We start from the raw sequence: 17131 nt of genomic DNA, 5'->3' as shown, positions 1-17131 counted from the left end.
AGCGTGCGCCAAACGTAACGCGCCGGGGCTCCCAGGACACGTGGCCGAAACGCCGGACGAATACTGTCTTCCCCATGCCGCCAATGCGGACCGAAGAAGAAGCCCTAACCCGGAGCGTGCCCATGTCCTATGTGAAACCCAGTGATCTGATCACGGCGATGATCGACGCCGGCGAGTCGAAGATCTTCATGTCCACGAGGGACACCGTGGTGCGCGCGTCCATGGCCGGCGCGCTGCTCTCCCTGGCGGCCGCGTTCGCCGTCACCGTGAGTGTGACCACGGGCATTCCGCTGGCGGGGGCGATCCTCTTCCCGGTCGGTTTCATCCTGCTGTACCTGCTCGGCTACGACCTGCTGACCGGCGTCTTCGTCCTGACGCCGCTGGCCTGGCTGGACAGGCGGCCCGGCGTGACGGTGCGCGGCATCCTCCGCAACTGGGGCCTGGTGTTCGTCGGGAACTTCATCGGCGCGTTCACCGTGGCGGTCCTCATGGCGATTGTCGTGACCTATGGCTTTGCCATTCCGCCGAACGAGGTAGGCGTTGCCATCGGCCACATCGGCGAGGGGCGCACGCTCGGCTACGCGGAGCACGGGGCGTCCGGGATGTTGACGCTGTTCGTGCGCGGAATGCTGTGCAACTGGATGGTGTCCATCGGCGTGGCCGGCGCGATGATCGCGAAGGACGTGCCCGGGAAGGTGATCGTCATGTGGATGCCGATCATGCTGTTCTTCTTCATGGGCTTCGAACACTCGATCGTCAACATGTTCCTGTTCCCGTCGGGGTTGCTGCTTGGCGGCGAGTTCACGATCATGGATTACCTGGTCTGGAACGAGATCCCCACGGTGCTCGGCAACCTCGTCGGTGGCCTGTTGTTCACGGCGCTGCCGCTCTACGTCACCCACGCGCGGACCAAGGCGCCGACCAGCGCGGGCGCCGAGACCGCCGACGTCGCCGGAGCCGGAATGCGGCGCTAGCGGTCCGCCCTCGGCGCGTCGTTAGAGCATGTCCGGATCCGCGCCCATGCCAGACAGCGCCGAGATCCAGTCGGCGACGGGAGCGACGCTGTCCATATCCGGTTTGTCGCCCGGCACCGCGAAGAAAGCCATGTTGCGCAGTTGTTCTTCATTGAAAAGCCCGCGCACGTGCTTCGAGACGTCGTTTTCCCCCACCAGAACGACGGCGGTGGGCCGCGCCATCGCTACGTCCCGGGCGAGGGCGGCGCCGTGTAGGCGTCCCAGCGTCACGGGGGAGACCAGCACCATTGCCTGCGCGCGGACAATCTCGTGAGGCGAGGCCTCGGCGACGGGGGTCTGCTGCGCCCGGCGACCGAGCGAATGCAGCCGGTCTGCCAGGAGTTGTGCACAATAGCGGGTCGGTCCATGGTGCCGGTGGAACACGATCGCGGTCATCGACATGGCACCAGAGTAGACCTGTGAGCGCTAAAGGGCAGTGGCGCGGACCGTTGGGCTCGGCCTTCGTGACTCGTCCTCCACGGGTGCCGGTATGGGAATCTTTTCCCCGTTCGAAGGTTTGTTCCCATTTTGTCGGTGGTGGTCGGTAGCGTGGAGTCATGTCCAAGGAACAGCAGCCGACGCCGGTGCCGGGCCCCCGGCGGGGCGTCGGGCCGGGTGCGGGGCCAGGTACCGGGTCAGGTGGCGAGGCAGGCGCCGATCCGGGTGCCGAGCGAGAGATTGCGCCGGGGCCCGCGAAGGTTCCGCCGCCCGTCGTGGATCCGCGGAACGTCGGCGCTCAGAGCGCCGGTTCCCAGGGCGTGAGCGGCGCCTCCGGCGGGCCGGGTGGTTTCGCGGCGGAGCTGGCGGCGGTGGGTGCGGTGGCGGAGTATCTGGGCGGGATGCGGTATGCGGATCTGGTGGCGGAGTCCGCCGCTGGGGATTCCGCCGGCCGGCCCTCGCGCGCCGATCGCGGCGAAGGCTCCAGCGGGTTACCGGCTGATCCCGCCGGCACCGCCGGCACCGGCGGCCCTACCGTTCCGTCGCGGCCAGCCGAACGGGGTGGGGGTTCGTATGTGTCGGATGGGACGGTGATCCGTCGGCGGGGGACCGCGGATCGTTCGGATGCGGCGGTGGTGGATCTGATCCGGGGGTTGGAGGTCGTGAAGTCCGCGGTGTGCGCGGCGCAGGCCCGCCTGGCCGCGGGGCTGGACGCCTCGATGCGCTCCGCCCGCGCGGACGCCGGGATCCCGGCGGGAGGGTGTTTCATTGTCTGTGTAAGGGTCCGGTCTCTAACTGGGGTGTGACCTGAGGTTTTACCCTGTGAAAGGACGGGCCGTTTTGGCCAAGAACACCATGATTGAGAATCCGTTGGATGGCGTTTTGAGCGCCGATCAGATCGACGCATTGGTGAGCGCCGCCGAGGACCTCGGTGAGGGCCGGCACGGGGTCGAGGAGCTGCTGTCCCGGATGACCAAGGCGGTCCTGGAACGGTCTTTGGAGACCGAGCTCAGCGACCACCTCGGCTACGAGTCCGGGGACCCCGCCGGAGCCGGGACGGGCAACTCCCGCAACGGAAAAACCACCAAGAGCGTGCAGACCCTGCAGGGCCCCTTGCAGATCACCGTGCCGCGGGACCGGAACAGCTCCTTCGAGCCGGTCATCGTCCCCAAGGGAGCCCGCCGGCTGGGCAAGGTCGAGGACATGGTCCTGTCCCTCTACGCCCGGGGGATGAGCACCCGCGATATCGGTTCCCATCTGGAGGAGATCTACGGATCGCGCGTCTCGGCCGCGACGATCTCCCGCGTCACCGACGTCATCGCCGACGAGATCACCCACTGGCAGTCCCGGCCCTTGGAGGAGGTCTACCCGATCGTCTATATCGACGCCATCTGGCTGAAGATCCGGGACGGCGGCGTCGTGGTCAACAAGGCCTGCCACGTGGCCGTGGGCGTTGATTTGGAGGGCCGCAAGCAGGTCCTGGGACTCTGGCTCGGCGCCTCGGAGGGGGCGAAGTTCTGGGCGAACGTCCTGACCGAAATCCGCAACCGCGGAACCCGCGACATCCTCATCCTGTGCTGCGACGGGCTGACCGGATTGCCGACCGCGGTCAACAGCGTCTACCCCGAAACCGTGGTCCAGACCTGCGTGGTCCACCTGCTGCGCACTGCCATGAAATACGCCTCCTACAAGGACCGTAAAACGATGGCCAGGGACATGCGCCCGATCTACACCGCAGCGACCGTGGAGGCAGCCCAGCTGGCCATGGAGCACTTCGCCGAGGCCTGGGGCACCAAGGCCCCCGGTGCGGTGCTGGCGTGGCGGAACGCGTGGGAGGACTTCACGCCGTTCCTGGCGTTCACCCCCGGGATCCGCAAGGTCATCTACACCACCAACCAGATCGAATCGATCAACTACCAGCTGCGCAAAATCACCAAAACCAGAGGTTCGTTCCCCTCGGACGAGGCCGCGATCAAACTGGTCTATCTGGGGATCCGCAACATCGAAACGACCAGGGGCGGAGAACTCGGAACCGGCACCGCCGGATGGCACCAAGCACTCAACGCATTCGCCATCCAATTCCCCAACAGACTCCCGATCTGACCACCTGGCAGACCGGATAACCGACCGGCCCCTTACACAGCAAACTTGACAGGCCCCCCGGCGGACAGGCGCGGGGACGGGATCGGGCACCAGATCGGGTTGGCCCGGCGGGAATCCCCGCACCAGGGCGCCGCGCACCTGGCCCTGGGCAAGGCCCTGGTGGCGGAGATGCCCCACACCCTGGCCGCGTTGGAGACCGGGGCGTTGAGCGAGTGGCGGGCCACGGTGCTGGTGCGCGAGACCGCGTGCCTGTCCGTTCAGGACCGCGCCGCGGTCGACGAAGAACTCTGCGCGGACCCGGACCTGCTCGAAGGCGTCGGGGACAAGGCCCTGCGGAACAAGGCCAGGGCCATCGCCATCGCGGCCGACCCGGCCGCGGTCGTGAAGCGCTCGCGCAAGGCCGAAGGCGAACGCCGCGTCACCTTCCGTCCCGCGCCGGAGACGATGGTCTACGTCACCGCCCTGCTGCCGGTCGCCCAGGGCGTCGCCGTCCGGGCCGCCCTCACGAAGGAGGCGGACCGGCTCCGCGCCGCCGGGGACCCCCGCGGGCAGGGCCAGAGGATGGCGGACACCTTCTACGAACGCGCCACCGGCAAGGCCGTCGCCGACGGCATCGACGTCCAGGTCCAACTCGGGGTCTGGGGAAGAATCGCCCGGAAATTCACGCTAAGGAGTCAGCGGCCTGTTGAATGGGTGACATGGCGGTCGATTTTCTAAGTAATGAGCAGGTCGCAGGGTTCAGCGGATTCCCCGACGAGGTACCAGCGGAGGACCTGGAACGTTTCTGTTGGTTGGACGATGCCGATTTGTCGGTGGTTGGTCGCCGCCGGGGAATGCACAACCGCCTGGGATTTGCTGTTCAACTGATCACGGTGCGGGTAGTCGGACGTTTTTTGACGGATCCATTGGCTGTTCCGTGGCCGGTGGTGGAATCCCTGGCCGGGCAGCTGGGCATTGCCGATGCTTCCGTGCTCAAGCTGTATGCGCAGCGGGGACAGACCGGGTACGAGCACGCCGCGGAAATCTCCACCGAGTACGGGTATGCGGATTTCTCCGATCCGGCCAGGTACGAAGAGCTGAGGCTGTTTCTGGAGGCCCGGGCCTGGACTTCGTCGGAGGGACCGGTGCGTTTGTTTGAACGGGCAGCTCTCTGGCTGCGTGAGCGCAAGGTCCTTCTCCCCGGCGTCTCCACGTTGACACGACTGGTTTTAGAGGTCCGCTCCGGAGCAAATGACCGCCTCCATTCCATGCTGGTGGACGCGGCCGGCCCCGCATTGATTCTGGAATTGGAAGGTCTGCTTCGCGTTGGGGAGGGGTCACGGCTGACCGCGTGGGAACGGCTGCGGACCGGGCCCTCGAGGGTCTCGGTGCCGGAATTGCTGCGGCAGTTGGAGCGGCTGGCACGCCTGCGGGCCCTGGGTGCCGGGACCATCGATGTGGAGATGATCCCCGAGGGCCGGATGAACGCCCTTGCCCGCTACGGGTTGGCGGGCAAGGCCTCATCGCTTCGAGGACTATCGGGACAGCGCCGGGGTGCGACACTGCTTTGTGCCGTGCGCGCATTGACGTCGGAGGTTGCCGATGATTTGTGTGATGCCCTGGACGCCATTGTCAACGAACGCGTTCTGCGCAAGGCAACCAGGGAATCCACTGCCGCCCGGTTGAAGTCCCTGCCCCGTTTGTCCAAGGCCTCACTGCAATTGGCGAAGGCCGCGAAAACACTGGTCGAGGTGTTGGACAACACGGAATATTCCGGCGCAGAGGCCGCCTCGGTGCTGGCCGATCAGGTTTCCTTGTCCGAGCTACGCGCCGCGCTCGAGGTGGTGAACGAAGTGGTGAATCCCGAGGGTGCCGAGGCTGACACCGCGGCCGAGATGCTGCGCCGGTTCGCCACCGTGCGCTCGTTCCTGCCAGCATTGGCCGAGGCGGCACCCTTCGGGGCCACCGCGGGCGGGACGCCAACGTTGGCGGCGCTGACGGCACTGCCGGAAGTTCTGGACGGCCGCAAGAAAGACCCTGCCGAGGTTGATCTGTCCGTACTCTCTCCAACTTGGCATCGCCTTGTCACGGCTTCGGAGGAAATCGACCGCAAGGCCTACACGGTGGCAGTGACGGTGGCCGTCCACAAGGCGCTGCGGCGCCGGGACATCTTCGTGGTGGGCGGGCGGCGCTGGGGAGACCCTCGGGCGCGGTTGCTGACCGATCCGGCGTGGCAGGCCACCAAAAAAGAGACCTTGAGGGCACTCCAGCTGCCGGAAGAGCCAACGGAGCATCTGGCTGGTGTGCGCCACCGCCTTGATGCCCGATATCGTGCGGTGGCTGAGCAGTTGGCCGACAATCCAACGGTACGGATTGATGATGCCGGCAAAGTCCACCTCTCACCCCTGGAAGCCAAAAAGGTCCCGGAGTCCCTGACGCAGTTGCGGGGGATGGTCTCCGGGATACTGCCGAGGGTGGACCTGCCCGATGTGCTGCTGGAAGTACATTCCTGGACGGGATTCCTCTCGGAATTCAGCCACGTCTCGGAGGCCTCCGCGAGGATGGTCCAGCTCGATGTCTCCGTCGCAGCCCTCCTGGTGGCCGAGGCCTGCAACGTCGGACTCACACCGGTGGTAAGGGATGGCCACCCCGCCCTGACACGTGGACGCCTGAGCCACGTCGACCAAAACTATGTGCGTGCCGATACGCTGCGCGCGGCCAACGCCCGCCTGATCAAGGCCCAGTCCGGTCTCGGACTCGCGCAACGCTGGGGCACAGGCCTGCTGGCGTCCGTCGACGGGATGCGGTTCGTGGTGCCGGTGGCCACCGTCAATGCCGGGGCAAATCCGCGCTACTTCGGCCAGGGCCGCGGCCTGACCTGGCTGAACTATCTCAACGACCAGGTCTCCGGCCTGGGCGCCGTCGTGGTTCCGGGAACGGTCCGCGATTCCCTGCACATTCTCGATGGGCTGCTCGATCTTGACGGCGGCCAACGCCCCGAGATGGTCGCCACTGACACGGCCTCCTACTCGGACCAGGTCTTCGGGCTTTTCACGCTGCTCGGATATCGGTTCTCACCCCGACTGGCCGGGTTGCCGGACCAACGGTTCTGGCGCATCGACGCCACGGCGGATTATGGGAAGCTGAACGCGGTGGCCGGCCGCAACCGCATCAACCTGGATCTCATCACGTCGAACTGGCCGGACATGCTCCGCCTTGCCGGGTCCCTGACTGCCGGGACCGTGCGTGCCTCGGAAGTCCTGCGGGTCACCCAGGGAGGCGGGGCACCGACGCTGCTCGGGAAGGCGTTGGCGGAGTACGGGAGGATTGCCAAGACCGAGCATCTGTTGGACTTCATCGATGCCGATGAGGGGTACCGCCGGCAAATCCATACCCAGTTGACTGTGCAGGAATCCCGGCATGCCCTGGCCAGACTCATCTTCCACGGCAGGAGGGGCCAGATACGGCAGTCCTACCGGGAAGGCCAGGAAGACCAGCTCGGCACCCTTGGCCTGGTCCTGAACGCCGTCATCCTATGGAACACCCGCTACCTGGAAGCCGCACTCACCGGGCTCCGCGACCGCGGCCACATCGTTGCAGACGAGGACGTGCAACGGCTCTCGCCGCTGGTCTCGGAACACATCAATATGCTGGGCCGCTACTCTTTCACTGCAGGCGCCACAGGAACGGAACTTCGGCCATTGAGGAACCCCGATGAGGACCTGGAGACCTAAACGAGGCAACATTTCCCTGAACATATCCCCGCCCGCAAGGGAACCCTTAACGGACGGTTGCTGCTGGCACCAATCCGTCGGCCACACCAGTCCAAGAAGTGGCTCTATGGCGAATAGCCGCATTTAGGAAGCTGCACAAACGTCTACAAAACCCGGTAGCGTCGAGCCACGATTTCGTACGGCCCGAAGTAGACAAGTTTTAGTCGTTGGCACGGTCGATGTCTATCTAACTCCAGCTGTCTAGGTGCGCGCTCACGGTCGGCGCTCCTCTTGCTAAAGCGGTTCGGTAGTCAAGGACCTTATCGCGTTGTAGTCTTCCGAGTACAACCACTGGATGAACACCTAAGTGCTGAGCGGTGGAATCGATCCAGCCCCTACGCACGGCTGCTGGCGGAGTAGGGAGTCCCCCTGGAATCTGCCATTCGCCGGCCCTCTCGTCGGCCGCGAGCTCTGTCGGTTCGCTGGATGACTCTTCGTCAATAACGAGACGTTCGGGTGTCACATGCCCGAGTACGATGTGTGCCACCTCGTGAAGCAAAGTGAAGAGGACTACATCGAGTCGTTTACCTCGGCCCGACAGAGCAATTACCGGTTTTCGGTTGTCGTCATCAAGAAGAAACGAGGCCCCGTTCAGCTTGCTTCCAGGGAATGCTTCGACGTAGACAAGACGCACTCCAACGGCAGCAAATTCGGCGGGAAGCTTTGCGAAATTATCTGAGACCGAGACCATTCCGGACAAGCGTTCAGCCAGTTTCGTGAGTCCTTCGACGTCGTATTCACTAACCGCAAGTTTTTGCGCATGCTTACGAGCACAGGCCAGCCAGGCCTTTTGAGTTGGGGTGGGTTCTTCATCACGGTTAGAACGGCGTGCTGCTGCAAGAAAGCGCGGAGCGTCTTCAATGTTTTCAATTTGGAACAGATCGACTAGTTCACTTTGCTGCTCCGCCAAAGACCTGCCAGTCAGGATGCCGCGCTTGAGAAGTAGAGATACCGGGGCGAGTTCGTTCATTCGAGCACGGAGCTTGACCTCATCCAAGTCCCTGCGAGCGTCGACATTCTGAGACTGGCTCCACAGAAGATGGGAGTTTTGAAGGTTTAGCCAGTACTCCGGGCCAGTACCGAGAGCTGCTCCGATCTGAGCCGCTGACTCTCGGGTGATTTCCTTCTTGCCTGCGATTATCTCCGAAACGAACTGCGCCGGACGTCCGAGAATCTGGGCGAAGTCGTTCTGGGACCAATGACGTGCTTCAAGCTCCTCGGAAAGAAAATCCCCAGGAGGGAAAGCTTCAATGAGCTCGGGGGCCATAACTATCAGTCCTTCAGTGGTAGTCAACGGCTTCAACGACGATGGCTATTCGCCCGCCATCCTGCGTCTGGAACCGAAGAATAAGCCGGTACTGCTTGTCTATTCGAATCGACCATGTTCCAGCACGGTCACCCTTCAGCTTCTCTAGGTGGAGGGACTTCAATGCTCTGAGATCTTGGTCAGTAACCGCCGCATGCAGCTGTTGGATCCGTCGCCGAAAAGCCTTTGTAACGATTGGTGCCCAACGAGAAGTGCGATGGTCTGGCTCGTAGGCGAGTTTCCGGAGATCCTCGTCCTCGTAGTCCACCTGCATTCCGTAAGCCGTCCTTCACCCCTGATGTGAATAACACCCTACAGGAAGCGCCCACTTAGTAGATGTAACTATAGCCCACAACTCGCTTACTAACATCACCCTTGCGCCCTAAGCATGATGCGACTACACTAATTATGTCGGGATGTCCCGGCACGCAAAAAGGGCGGACCCGTTACAGCGGATCCGCCCAGCAACTCGAGGTCAGGACCGCAAGCTCCATGGTTAGTGGTACTAGCGATTCTAACGGAGTCATCGGCGGCCAAGAATGGTCACCCTCCCCCTCGGATGAGTGTTCTGAGGAGGACACCATGGCACGATCAGTTAGCCGCAGCGCCCGGACGGGACGGTTTGTCACGAAAGCCACTGCTGCGCGGTCTCCGCGGACCACGACGACGGAGCGAGTAGGCGCTGGGGCAGGGAATGGACGCAGCGTGAATCGCTCGGCCGCGACGGGCAGGTTCGTCACCGACTCAACCGTGCGCAGGAACCCCAGCGGAACAATCACACAGCAGGTCTGACGCTCAGGGGCGGATTCAATATTCCCCCCTGCCTGGTCCCGCACACTCGACAGCGACGGGAACTACACGCACAAGACATAAGTCCAAACTAGGAGTAAGCCATGGCAGTAAGAATTACACACGTACACGTCGAGGGATTCCCGGAAGATCACCAGCACATCACCAGCTACAAGTGGACAAACGAAGAGACCAACGGCGCTGGAACTAGCGACAAGCCGGCGATGGTCGAGTGGATTGACGTGAAAAAGGGCCGGGCATATGTAGGGACCGGCTCTTCGCGGGTAGAGGTGGGTGTGGTTCACCCTGAAAACGCGGCCCCATACCTCCGCACCCATGCCGAAGTAGTGCCCATTAGCGTGGTGTAACAGCCCGGGCTCGGGCGTGTTGATCCCGAACGTGAGGCGGCCACCGCGTGATTCTTGAAACGACCTACCAAAGTACGTTTCGAAAGAGAGACCACGCGATGACCGCACCCCATGTTATCGATCCTGCCCGCTTCCTGTCAGAACAGCTCGAACAAGCCTCGCCGGACCTGATGCGCCAGATGCTGACCACCTTCGTCAACGCCCTGATGAGCGCCGAGGCCGACGCTGTCTGCGGCGCCGACTACGGTGCCCGCTCCCAGGACCGGACGAACTCCCGCAACGGGTACCGCCACCGGGACTTCGACACCCGGACCGGGACGCTGGACGTGGCGATACCGAAATTACGCTCGGGGTCGTATTTCCCCGACTGGCTACTCGAGCGCCGGCGCCGCGCGGAGGCCGCGCTGACAACCGTGGTCGCCACCAGCTACCTGCTCGGCGTCAGTACCAGGCGGATGGAGAAGCTCGTCGAGACCCTCGGGATCACCAAGCTCTCGAAGTCCCAGGTCTCGGTCATGGCCCAAGACCTGGACGCCCAGGTCGAGGCGTTCCGCACCCGCCCGCTCGACGCCGGACCGTACACGTTCGTCGCCGCCGACGCCCTGGTCCTGAAGGTCCGCGAGGGCGGCCGCGTGGTGAACGTGCACGCGATGGTCGCCGTCGGGGTCAACGCCGACGGCCATCGGGAGGTCCTGGGCATCCAAGCCTCCTCCGCCGAGGACGGGGCCGGTTGGCTGGGCTTCTTCCGCGACCTGAGCGCCCGCGGCCTGACCGGGGTGAAGCTGGTGACCTCAGACGCCCACGCCGGGCTCGTCGCCGCCATCGGCGCGACCCTGCCCGGTGCCGCGTGGCAACGTTGCCGAACCCACTACGCGGCCAACCTGATGTCCGCCACGCCCAAGAGCAGCTGGCCGTGGGTCAAGACCCTGTTGCACTCGGTCTACGACCAGCCCGACGCGGTGTCCGTGCACGCCCAGTTCGACCGCGTCTTGGCGGCCCTGGCCGAGAAGCTGCCCAAGGCCGCGGACCACCTCGAGGCCGCCCGCGAGGACATCCTCGCGTTCACCGCCTTCCCCAAGGGACTCTGGCGCCAGGTGTGGTCCAACAACCCCCAGGAACGGCTGAACAAGGAGATCCGTAGGCGCACAGACGTGGTCGGGATCTTCCCGGACCGCCCCGCCCTGATCCGCCTCGTCGGCGCAGTACTGGCCGAGCAGCACGATGAATGGACCGAGTCCCGCCGCTACCTCGGCCTCGACCTCATCCAGCAATCACAAGCCGTCGGCACCACACCCGCCGCCGAGACGGACAAGAAGGAGGACACCCAGCCCGACCTGGCGCTCAGCGCCTAAGCAACCCAAGAATCACGCGGCAAACGCGTTACACCACGCAAATGGACTTGACCCTGTGGCAGCCCAACTACGGCGATGATATCGGCTTCACCCCCTCGATGTGGTTAGAGCGCTCGATGGGACGTACCGATCACCAGTGGCGGTCGTACTCGCTCGACGGAGACGACGAAGTGGCGCGCATGCTGCTCACCCCCACGTACTCGAGTCACACGCATAGACGGGCAACCCGAGCCGTCTTACTCGACGCAATCGAGGTTCGTGCAGACCTGCAGCGCAGCGGAGCTCACATCGGCCGGATGATCATTGAGGAGCTCGTGGACGACCACCGCAATTGGGAGATCTATGCTGGTCCCACTGCGTCATCGGCGCTTTTCTGGGACGAGAAGCTAGGCTGGCCCAGATGCGACTGCAACGACTGCTACGGCCGCGACTTCGTCGTCTGGCGGCCGTAGCAGTATCTGCGTGAATGGAATGCGTCTTTAATTCGGTCCCAGGCCATAACTTCCGCCGTAAGCCAGCAAAGTAGCGATCACACTGAGCGTCGCCACGAAGCGTATAAAATCCTCAGACGATACTGGGCACCTTCGATCCACCAAGGCTGGCTGTCCTGTCCTAACAAAGGATCGTTTGACTGGACTTACGGCTGGGGTCGGCGGTCGGTCGGTGGTGTTCAGTGTTCGCGGGGGAGTTGGAAGTGGCGTGGCGTCCCAGCAATGTGTCTCACGAGGTATATTCTCATCAATAATGAAAGTGACGTTTGTTGAGTATGAGAGACATGGCTATGGGAAGTATTGGGTATGCGAGGGTCAGCACGTTGGAGCAGAACGCGGATCTGCAGCACGCGGCTTTGAAAGCGGCTGGGTGTGAGCGGGTTTTTACCGATCACGGGGTGAGTGGGACGAGGGCGAGCCGCCCCGAGCTCGACAAGCTCCTGGATCATCTCCGCGCGGGGGATGAGGTGGTGGTGTGGAAACTGGACCGGCTGGGACGCAACACCCGGAACCTGCTGGCCCTCATCGATGATTTGGAGCACAGGGGAGTGCACTTCCGCAGTGTTACCGAGGGCATCAGCACGACCGGTTCGATGGGTAGGGCGATGCTGACGGTGATGTCAGCTTTTGCGCAGCTAGAGCGTGATCAACTGGCTGAGCGGACACGGGCAGGTATGGCTGCAGCGGCGGAGTATGGGAGGAAAGCTGGCAGACGGGAAGTCACCGCGGACCATGCGAAGGTCAAGCGCGCCCTTGATTTGAAATCTCAAGGGGTAGCACCGGCCGATATTGGGAAGATCATCGGGGCCAGCCGGGCGACGGTGTATAGGTATCTGGCGATCGGAAGTGAGGGTGTTTCATTGTCTGTGTAAGGGTCCGGTCTCTAACTGGGGTGTGACCTGAGGTTTTACCCTGTGAAAGGACGGGCCGTTTTGGCCAAGAACACCATGATTGAGAATCCGTTGGATGGCGTTTTGAGCGCCGATCAGATCGACGCATTGGTGAGCGCCGCCGAGGACCTCGGTGAGGGCCGGCACGGGGTCGAGGAGCTGCTGTCCCGGATGACCAAGGCGGTCCTGGAACGGTCTTTGGAGACCGAGCTCAGCGACCACCTCGGCTACGAGTCCGGGGACCCCGCCGGAGCCGGGACGGGCAACTCCCGCAACGGAAAAACCACCAAGAGCGTGCAGACCCTGCAGGGCCCCTTGCAGATCACCGTGCCGCGGGACCGGAACAGCTCCTTCGAGCCGGTCATCGTCCCCAAGGGAGCCCGCCGGCTGGGCAAGGTCGAGGACATGGTCCTGTCCCTCTACGCCCGGGGGATGAGCACCCGCGATATCGGTTCCCATCTGGAGGAGATCTACGGATCGCGCGTCTCGGCCGCGACGATCTCCCGCGTCACCGACGTCATCGCCGACGAGATCACCCACTGGCAGTCCCGGCCCTTGGAGGAGGTCTACCCGATCGTCTATATCGACGCCATCTGGCTGAAGATCCGGGACGGCGGCGTCGTGGTCAACAAGGCCTGCCACGTGGCCGTGGGCGTTGATTTGGAGGGCCGCAAGCAGGTCCTGGGACTCTGGCTCGGCGCCTCGGAGGGGGCGAAGTTCTGGGCGAACGTCCTGACCGAAATCCGCAACCGCGGAACCCGCGACATCCTCATCCTGTGCTGCGACGGGCTGACCGGATTGCCGACCGCGGTCAACAGCGTCTACCCCGAAACCGTGGTCCAGACCTGCGTGGTCCACCTGCTGCGCACTGCCATGAAATACGCCTCCTACAAGGACCGTAAAACGATGGCCAGGGACATGCGCCCGATCTACACCGCAGCGACCGTGGAGGCAGCCCAGCTGGCCATGGAGCACTTCGCCGAGGCCTGGGGCACCAAGGCCCCCGGTGCGGTGCTGGCGTGGCGGAACGCGTGGGAGGACTTCACGCCGTTCCTGGCGTTCACCCCCGGGATCCGCAAGGTCATCTACACCACCAACCAGATCGAATCGATCAACTACCAGTTGCGCAAAATCACCAAAACCAGAGGTTCGTTCCCCTCGGACGAGGCCGCGATCAAACTGGTCTATCTGGGGATCCGCAACATCGAAACGACCAGGGGCGGAGAACTCGGAACCGGCACCGCCGGATGGCACCAAGCACTCAACGCATTCGCCATCCAATTCCCCAACAGACTCCCGATCTGACCACCTGGCAGACCGGATAACCGACCGGCCCCTTACACAGCAAACTTGACAGGCCCTCGGAAGTGCTTAGACGAGAAGCGTCGTTCCTGCGATGGATCCGAATCTGAGTCAGCTGGCATCCAAAATCGCCTTGGATGATGAGGTGACTTCCGCTGACAGCTGGCCAAACTACAGCGAAACACGTGAGTAGTACTGGTGTTGCCGGGACTCCTCAGCGGACGCCGGCAACACCGCTGATCATGCATTGAGCCGCTGATGTTTCGCTGGCACCTGTAGCGGGGGCGACAGACCATCTCGTAGTCGAGCACTCCTAGCCGCATCGCGTGGAACTTTGATGTGTTCGACCTCACCCTCGCCCGTGAGGAGCTCACAGCGGTCGATATGCTTGGGACTGGCGTCCGCGGCGGCCCCGACCTCGGACGCGGTGGAGTTGCTGACGTATCGGCCTCGACATCCTTTGAAGCCGGACCCGCACGTCCATCATTCCCGCACCACCCTCGTAGGAGAATCATGCGCACCGTCAACGCCATCGCGGCACCGTCTGCCACCGAACCGCTGATCAGGACCACCATCGAGCGCCGCGCCGTCGGCCCGAAGGATGTTTTGATCGACATCGCCTACTCCGGCGTCTGCCATTCCGACATCCATACCGTCCGCGGCGAGTGGGGAGACATTCAGTACCCCCAGGTCGTCGGCCACGAGATCGTCGGCACCGTGAGCGAAATCGGCTCCGAGGTCACCAAGCACAAGGTTGGCGACCGTGTGGGCGTGGGCTGCATGGTCAATTCTTGTGGTGAGTGCGAGTACTGCGTTCGCGGCGACGAGCAGTACTGCAGCAAGGGAAACATCCAGACGTACGGAGGCGTCGATCCCGTCGACGGCACCATCACCCAGGGCGGCTACTCGCAGGCCGTCATCGTCACGGAGGACTTCGTGCTCCGCGTCCCCGAGAGCCTCGACTTCGATAAGGTGGCCCCGCTGCTCTGCGCAGGGATCACGCTTTACTCGCCGCTGCACCACTGGAAGGCAGGACCGAACACGAAGGTGGCCATCGTGGGCCTGGGTGGTCTGGGCCATATGGGTGTGAAGATCGCCGCAGCGCTCGGCGCGGACGTCACCGTGCTCTCGCAGACGACCTCCAAGAAGGACGATTCCCTCCGCTTTGGTGCGAAGGCCCACTACGCCACGAAGGATCCGGAGACCTTTACGGAGCTTGCGAACTCGTTCGACCTGATCATCAACACGGTTTCAGCCAACGTTGACATGGGCGCCTACCTCGGCCTCCTCAAGGTCGACGGGACCCTCGTGAACGTTGGGGCGCCGTCCGAGCCCCTCCCGGTCCCCGCGTTCGCCCTCATCCCGGGCCGACGCAGCTGGGCCGGTTCCATGATCGGCGGGATCCGCGAAACCCAGGACATGCTGGATTTCTGCGCCGAGCACGGCATCCACCCCGAGACCGAGCTCATCGGAGCCGACGAGATCAACGACGCCTACGAGCGAGTCCTTAACTCCGACGTCCGCTACCGCTTCGTCATCGACGCCACCACCCTCGCCTAACCTCCCCCACGAAACACGAACAGGTCACCCCTACCGCACCGGTAAGGGTGACCTGTTTTTGTGAGACGGTCAGTCGCACAGGTCTATCCGCCCCAAACGGAGGCAGAGCCGGAGTGTCCGGTGATGATGCTTTGGTAGATGATGACGAGTCCGCCGGCCACGCCGAGGACGACGGCGAGGATCTGAACCGGGCGTGTGCTGAGAAGACCTCGTAGACCACGAAGCCGCTGGGGCCGGATCAAGGCCTGAGGGAATGCGGTGAGGAGTTGGGCTGCGACGACGACGAGGAATACCAGGGCGAGGGCTTTGAAGAGGTCTCCTTGCTCTGCGTGCGCTTCGATGAGCGCAGATTCGGGCATGCTGCGCTCGAGTTGTTCGCCAGCTTCCGCTGTCAGGAGGGACAGTGGTGCGAGGAGGACCGCCAGGATACCCAAGAGCCACGCCAGGCGGGGGCGCAGCCGGGGTGCGACTGCGAACAGGACTGCCAGGAGTCCGGCGATCGGCGCGAGGACCACGACGGCGTGGATGAGCAGGATGTGCGCCGGTAGACCACCGATTTCGATCATGGGATGACTCCTTCAACGTGAATGGGACGTGCGGTTAGTGTGAGCCCTGCTTATGAAGCTAGGCCTCGACGGGGCTGCGTTGGCTGAGTACCTGCAGGGAGTTACCTGGGTGACTTCAGATCGGCGCGTGATTGATCATGCGATGCCAGTGGTGCCAAGGAGGGCTCCGACGAGGTAGGTGAATGCCATCGCCAGCGCCCCGCCGATGACGAGTCGGAGCATGGCGCGGCGCCGGGAGCTCCCGCCGACGTGGGCGCTGACAGCCCCGGTGATCGTCAGTGCCACCAGGACCGCGACGAAGGTCAGGGGTATGCGGACGTCCGCCGGGAGCAGGAGGATCGCGAGCATCGGCAGGACGGCACCGGCCGCGAACGCTGCAGCGGACGCGAACGCCGCATGCCAGGGGTTTGCGACTTCGAGTTCGTCGATGTTCAGTTCCGCTGAGAGGTGGGCGGCCAGGACATCATGGCCGGTCAGTTCGACAGCAACCTGCCGGGCCGTGGCAGGCGTGAGCCCTTTTGCCTCGTACAACCCGGCAAGCTCGTCGAGTTCGCCGTCGGGATCCTCCCGCAGCTCCTGCCTCTCTTTCTCGATCAGTGCTTCCTGACTGTCCTTCTGGCTGCTGACCGACACGTATTCGCCCAGGGCCATCGAGACCGATCCGCCCACCACGGCGGCGGTACCGGCGATCAGGATCGGCGCGAGAGTGTTCGTCACCCCGGCGACCCCGATCACCGTGGCCGCTGTGGACACGATCCCGTCGTTGGCGCCCAGCACGGCAGCCCGCAACCAGTTCAACCGTGCCGCCACACCACTGTCATGGGGCTCAATAGGGGCTTGCGCATCAGTCATGGAAGCAGTCAACACCCGGCGGTTGGATCCATCCACGCAGGATAGGCTCACCTAAACCACGCGACCTTCACTCCGCGCGCCTGCAGAGCCTTCACCGCGGCCCGGGATTCCTCGCGAACCTTGTCCTCGAGCCTGACCGTGCCGATGACCGAGCTGTCACGAATGATGTGCAGCACTGACGCACCACGACCCACCCACCCCTGCACCGTTTCGGCAATATCAGCCGGGGGTCGTGAGGCTAAGCTCTTTGAGCATGTTCGGCTCGCCCACAGCGATCTCTAGATACCTCATCCGATAATGCGGCTCACAAAGCTCGGAAGCGGCTCTGTCTAAGACAGAAAGCGTCGAG

16 protein-coding genes and 1 pseudogene are annotated in these 17131 nt (G+C 63.6%); 11 read left to right on the top strand and 6 right to left on the bottom strand.

Features of this window, described 5'->3' with window-relative positions:
• Positions 1 to 122: 122 nt before the first annotated feature.
• A complete protein-coding gene (locus tag AC0QSG_RS09985; RefSeq protein WP_475375267.1) occupies positions 123 to 974 on the top strand; it encodes a formate/nitrite transporter family protein in 852 nt (283 codons plus the stop codon).
• A 21-nt stretch (positions 975 to 995) separates the two neighbouring features.
• On the opposite strand, the gene AC0QSG_RS09980 is transcribed toward AC0QSG_RS09985, so the two are convergent.
• Positions 996 to 1415: a hypothetical protein gene (locus tag AC0QSG_RS09980; protein ID WP_475375266.1), complete on the bottom strand. Its 420-nt coding sequence runs from the start codon at positions 1413 to 1415 to the stop codon at positions 996 to 998.
• Between the two features lie 155 nt (positions 1416 to 1570).
• Between AC0QSG_RS09980 and AC0QSG_RS09975 the strand changes: the two genes are divergently transcribed.
• From AC0QSG_RS09975 to AC0QSG_RS09960, 4 genes are read left to right on the top strand one after another with little or no spacing between them, the layout of a single operon-like run.
• Complete coding sequence (locus AC0QSG_RS09975; RefSeq protein ID WP_475375265.1) at positions 1571 to 2257, top strand: hypothetical protein; 687 nt, start codon at positions 1571 to 1573, stop codon at positions 2255 to 2257.
• Between the two features lie 49 nt (positions 2258 to 2306).
• A complete protein-coding gene (locus tag AC0QSG_RS09970; protein WP_475375259.1) occupies positions 2307 to 3554 on the top strand; it encodes an IS256 family transposase in 1248 nt (415 codons plus the stop codon).
• 45 nt (positions 3555 to 3599) lie between these two features.
• A complete protein-coding gene (locus AC0QSG_RS09965) occupies positions 3600 to 4271 on the top strand; it encodes a hypothetical protein (protein WP_475375264.1) in 672 nt (223 codons plus the stop codon).
• Positions 4253 to 7267, top strand: a complete 3015-nt coding sequence (locus AC0QSG_RS09960) for a Tn3 family transposase (protein ID WP_475375263.1) — start codon at positions 4253 to 4255, stop codon at positions 7265 to 7267. Before AC0QSG_RS09965 ends, AC0QSG_RS09960 begins: the two co-directional genes overlap by 19 nt.
• 226 nt (positions 7268 to 7493) lie before the next feature.
• Here the strand turns inward: AC0QSG_RS09960 and AC0QSG_RS09955 are convergent, their stop codons facing one another.
• Together AC0QSG_RS09955 and AC0QSG_RS09950 are read right to left on the bottom strand one after the other, a co-directional pair.
• Entirely contained in the window at positions 7494 to 8573 is a 1080-nt protein-coding gene (locus AC0QSG_RS09955) for an XRE family transcriptional regulator (protein WP_019481158.1), read from the bottom strand.
• Positions 8574 to 8586: 13 nt separating this feature from the next.
• Positions 8587 to 8886, bottom strand: a complete 300-nt coding sequence (locus tag AC0QSG_RS09950) for a type II toxin-antitoxin system RelE/ParE family toxin (protein WP_019481157.1) — start codon at positions 8884 to 8886, stop codon at positions 8587 to 8589.
• Positions 8887 to 9505: 619 nt separating this feature from the next.
• On the opposite strand from AC0QSG_RS09950, the gene AC0QSG_RS09945 reads away from it, so the two are divergent.
• The 6 genes from AC0QSG_RS09945 to AC0QSG_RS09920 all read left to right on the top strand — a co-directional run bounded on the left by AC0QSG_RS09945 (position 9506) and on the right by AC0QSG_RS09920 (position 15364).
• Complete coding sequence (locus AC0QSG_RS09945; RefSeq protein WP_019481156.1) at positions 9506 to 9769, top strand: DUF3892 domain-containing protein; 264 nt, start codon at positions 9506 to 9508, stop codon at positions 9767 to 9769.
• Between the two features lie 98 nt (positions 9770 to 9867).
• Positions 9868 to 11121, top strand: coding sequence for an IS256 family transposase (locus tag AC0QSG_RS09940; protein WP_475375262.1), 1254 nt, complete (start codon positions 9868 to 9870; stop codon positions 11119 to 11121).
• Positions 11122 to 11162: 41 nt separating this feature from the next.
• The gene (locus tag AC0QSG_RS09935) at positions 11163 to 11573 is read left to right on the top strand and encodes a hypothetical protein (RefSeq protein ID WP_475375261.1); all 411 of its coding nucleotides are present in this window, start codon (positions 11163 to 11165) and stop codon (positions 11571 to 11573) included.
• A gap of 362 nt (positions 11574 to 11935) precedes the next feature.
• Positions 11936 to 12484, top strand: a complete 549-nt coding sequence (locus AC0QSG_RS09930) for a recombinase family protein (protein ID WP_475375260.1) — start codon at positions 11936 to 11938, stop codon at positions 12482 to 12484.
• A 75-nt stretch (positions 12485 to 12559) separates the two neighbouring features.
• Positions 12560 to 13807 (top strand): IS256 family transposase, encoded by a 1248-nt coding sequence (locus tag AC0QSG_RS09925; RefSeq protein WP_475375259.1) that lies wholly within the window; start codon positions 12560 to 12562, stop codon positions 13805 to 13807.
• A gap of 510 nt (positions 13808 to 14317) precedes the next feature.
• Positions 14318 to 15364, top strand: a complete 1047-nt coding sequence (locus AC0QSG_RS09920; RefSeq protein WP_026040851.1) for an NAD(P)-dependent alcohol dehydrogenase — start codon at positions 14318 to 14320, stop codon at positions 15362 to 15364.
• Positions 15365 to 15447: 83 nt separating this feature from the next.
• Here the strand turns inward: AC0QSG_RS09920 and AC0QSG_RS09915 are convergent, their stop codons facing one another.
• The 3 genes and pseudogenes from AC0QSG_RS09915 to AC0QSG_RS09905 all read right to left on the bottom strand — a co-directional run.
• Positions 15448 to 15930, bottom strand: coding sequence for a hypothetical protein (locus AC0QSG_RS09915; RefSeq protein WP_019481149.1), 483 nt, complete (start codon positions 15928 to 15930; stop codon positions 15448 to 15450).
• A gap of 135 nt (positions 15931 to 16065) precedes the next feature.
• Positions 16066 to 16782: a VIT1/CCC1 transporter family protein gene (locus tag AC0QSG_RS09910; protein WP_026040850.1), complete on the bottom strand. Its 717-nt coding sequence runs from the start codon at positions 16780 to 16782 to the stop codon at positions 16066 to 16068.
• A gap of 59 nt (positions 16783 to 16841) precedes the next feature.
• Positions 16842 to 17061, bottom strand: a pseudogene (locus AC0QSG_RS09905) (heavy metal translocating P-type ATPase); the annotation flags it as partial.
• Positions 17062 to 17131: the final 70 nt, after the last annotated feature.

This window comes from Arthrobacter sp. LT660, from assembly GCF_056172845.1.
The sequence above is the reverse complement of the archived record's forward strand: the minus strand, read 5'-3'. Positions and strand labels throughout refer to the sequence as shown.

Bases quoted from the DNA above. Each gene is read 5' to 3' on its own strand.
- AC0QSG_RS09985 (WP_475375267.1), top strand. From the start codon at position 123: ATGTCCTATGTGAAACCCAGTGATCTGATCACGGCGATGATCGACGCC.
- AC0QSG_RS09980 (WP_475375266.1), bottom strand. From the start codon at position 1,415: ATGTCGATGACCGCGATCGTGTTCCACCGGCACCATGGACCGACCCGC.
- AC0QSG_RS09945 (WP_019481156.1), top strand. From the start codon at position 9,506: ATGGCAGTAAGAATTACACACGTACACGTCGAGGGATTCCCGGAAGAT.
- AC0QSG_RS09910 (WP_026040850.1), bottom strand. From the start codon at position 16,782: ATGACTGATGCGCAAGCCCCTATTGAGCCCCATGACAGTGGTGTGGCG.
- AC0QSG_RS09950 (WP_019481157.1), bottom strand. From the start codon at position 8,886: ATGCAGGTGGACTACGAGGACGAGGATCTCCGGAAACTCGCCTACGAG.
- AC0QSG_RS09970 (WP_475375259.1), top strand. From the start codon at position 2,307: ATGATTGAGAATCCGTTGGATGGCGTTTTGAGCGCCGATCAGATCGAC.
- AC0QSG_RS09925 (WP_475375259.1), top strand. From the start codon at position 12,560: ATGATTGAGAATCCGTTGGATGGCGTTTTGAGCGCCGATCAGATCGAC.
- AC0QSG_RS09960 (WP_475375263.1), top strand. From the start codon at position 4,253: ATGGCGGTCGATTTTCTAAGTAATGAGCAGGTCGCAGGGTTCAGCGGA.
- AC0QSG_RS09915 (WP_019481149.1), bottom strand. From the start codon at position 15,930: ATGATCGAAATCGGTGGTCTACCGGCGCACATCCTGCTCATCCACGCC.
- AC0QSG_RS09920 (WP_026040851.1), top strand. From the start codon at position 14,318: ATGCGCACCGTCAACGCCATCGCGGCACCGTCTGCCACCGAACCGCTG.
- AC0QSG_RS09975 (WP_475375265.1), top strand. From the start codon at position 1,571: ATGTCCAAGGAACAGCAGCCGACGCCGGTGCCGGGCCCCCGGCGGGGC.
- AC0QSG_RS09940 (WP_475375262.1), top strand. From the start codon at position 9,868: ATGACCGCACCCCATGTTATCGATCCTGCCCGCTTCCTGTCAGAACAG.
- AC0QSG_RS09955 (WP_019481158.1), bottom strand. From the start codon at position 8,573: ATGGCCCCCGAGCTCATTGAAGCTTTCCCTCCTGGGGATTTTCTTTCC.
- AC0QSG_RS09935 (WP_475375261.1), top strand. From the start codon at position 11,163: ATGGACTTGACCCTGTGGCAGCCCAACTACGGCGATGATATCGGCTTC.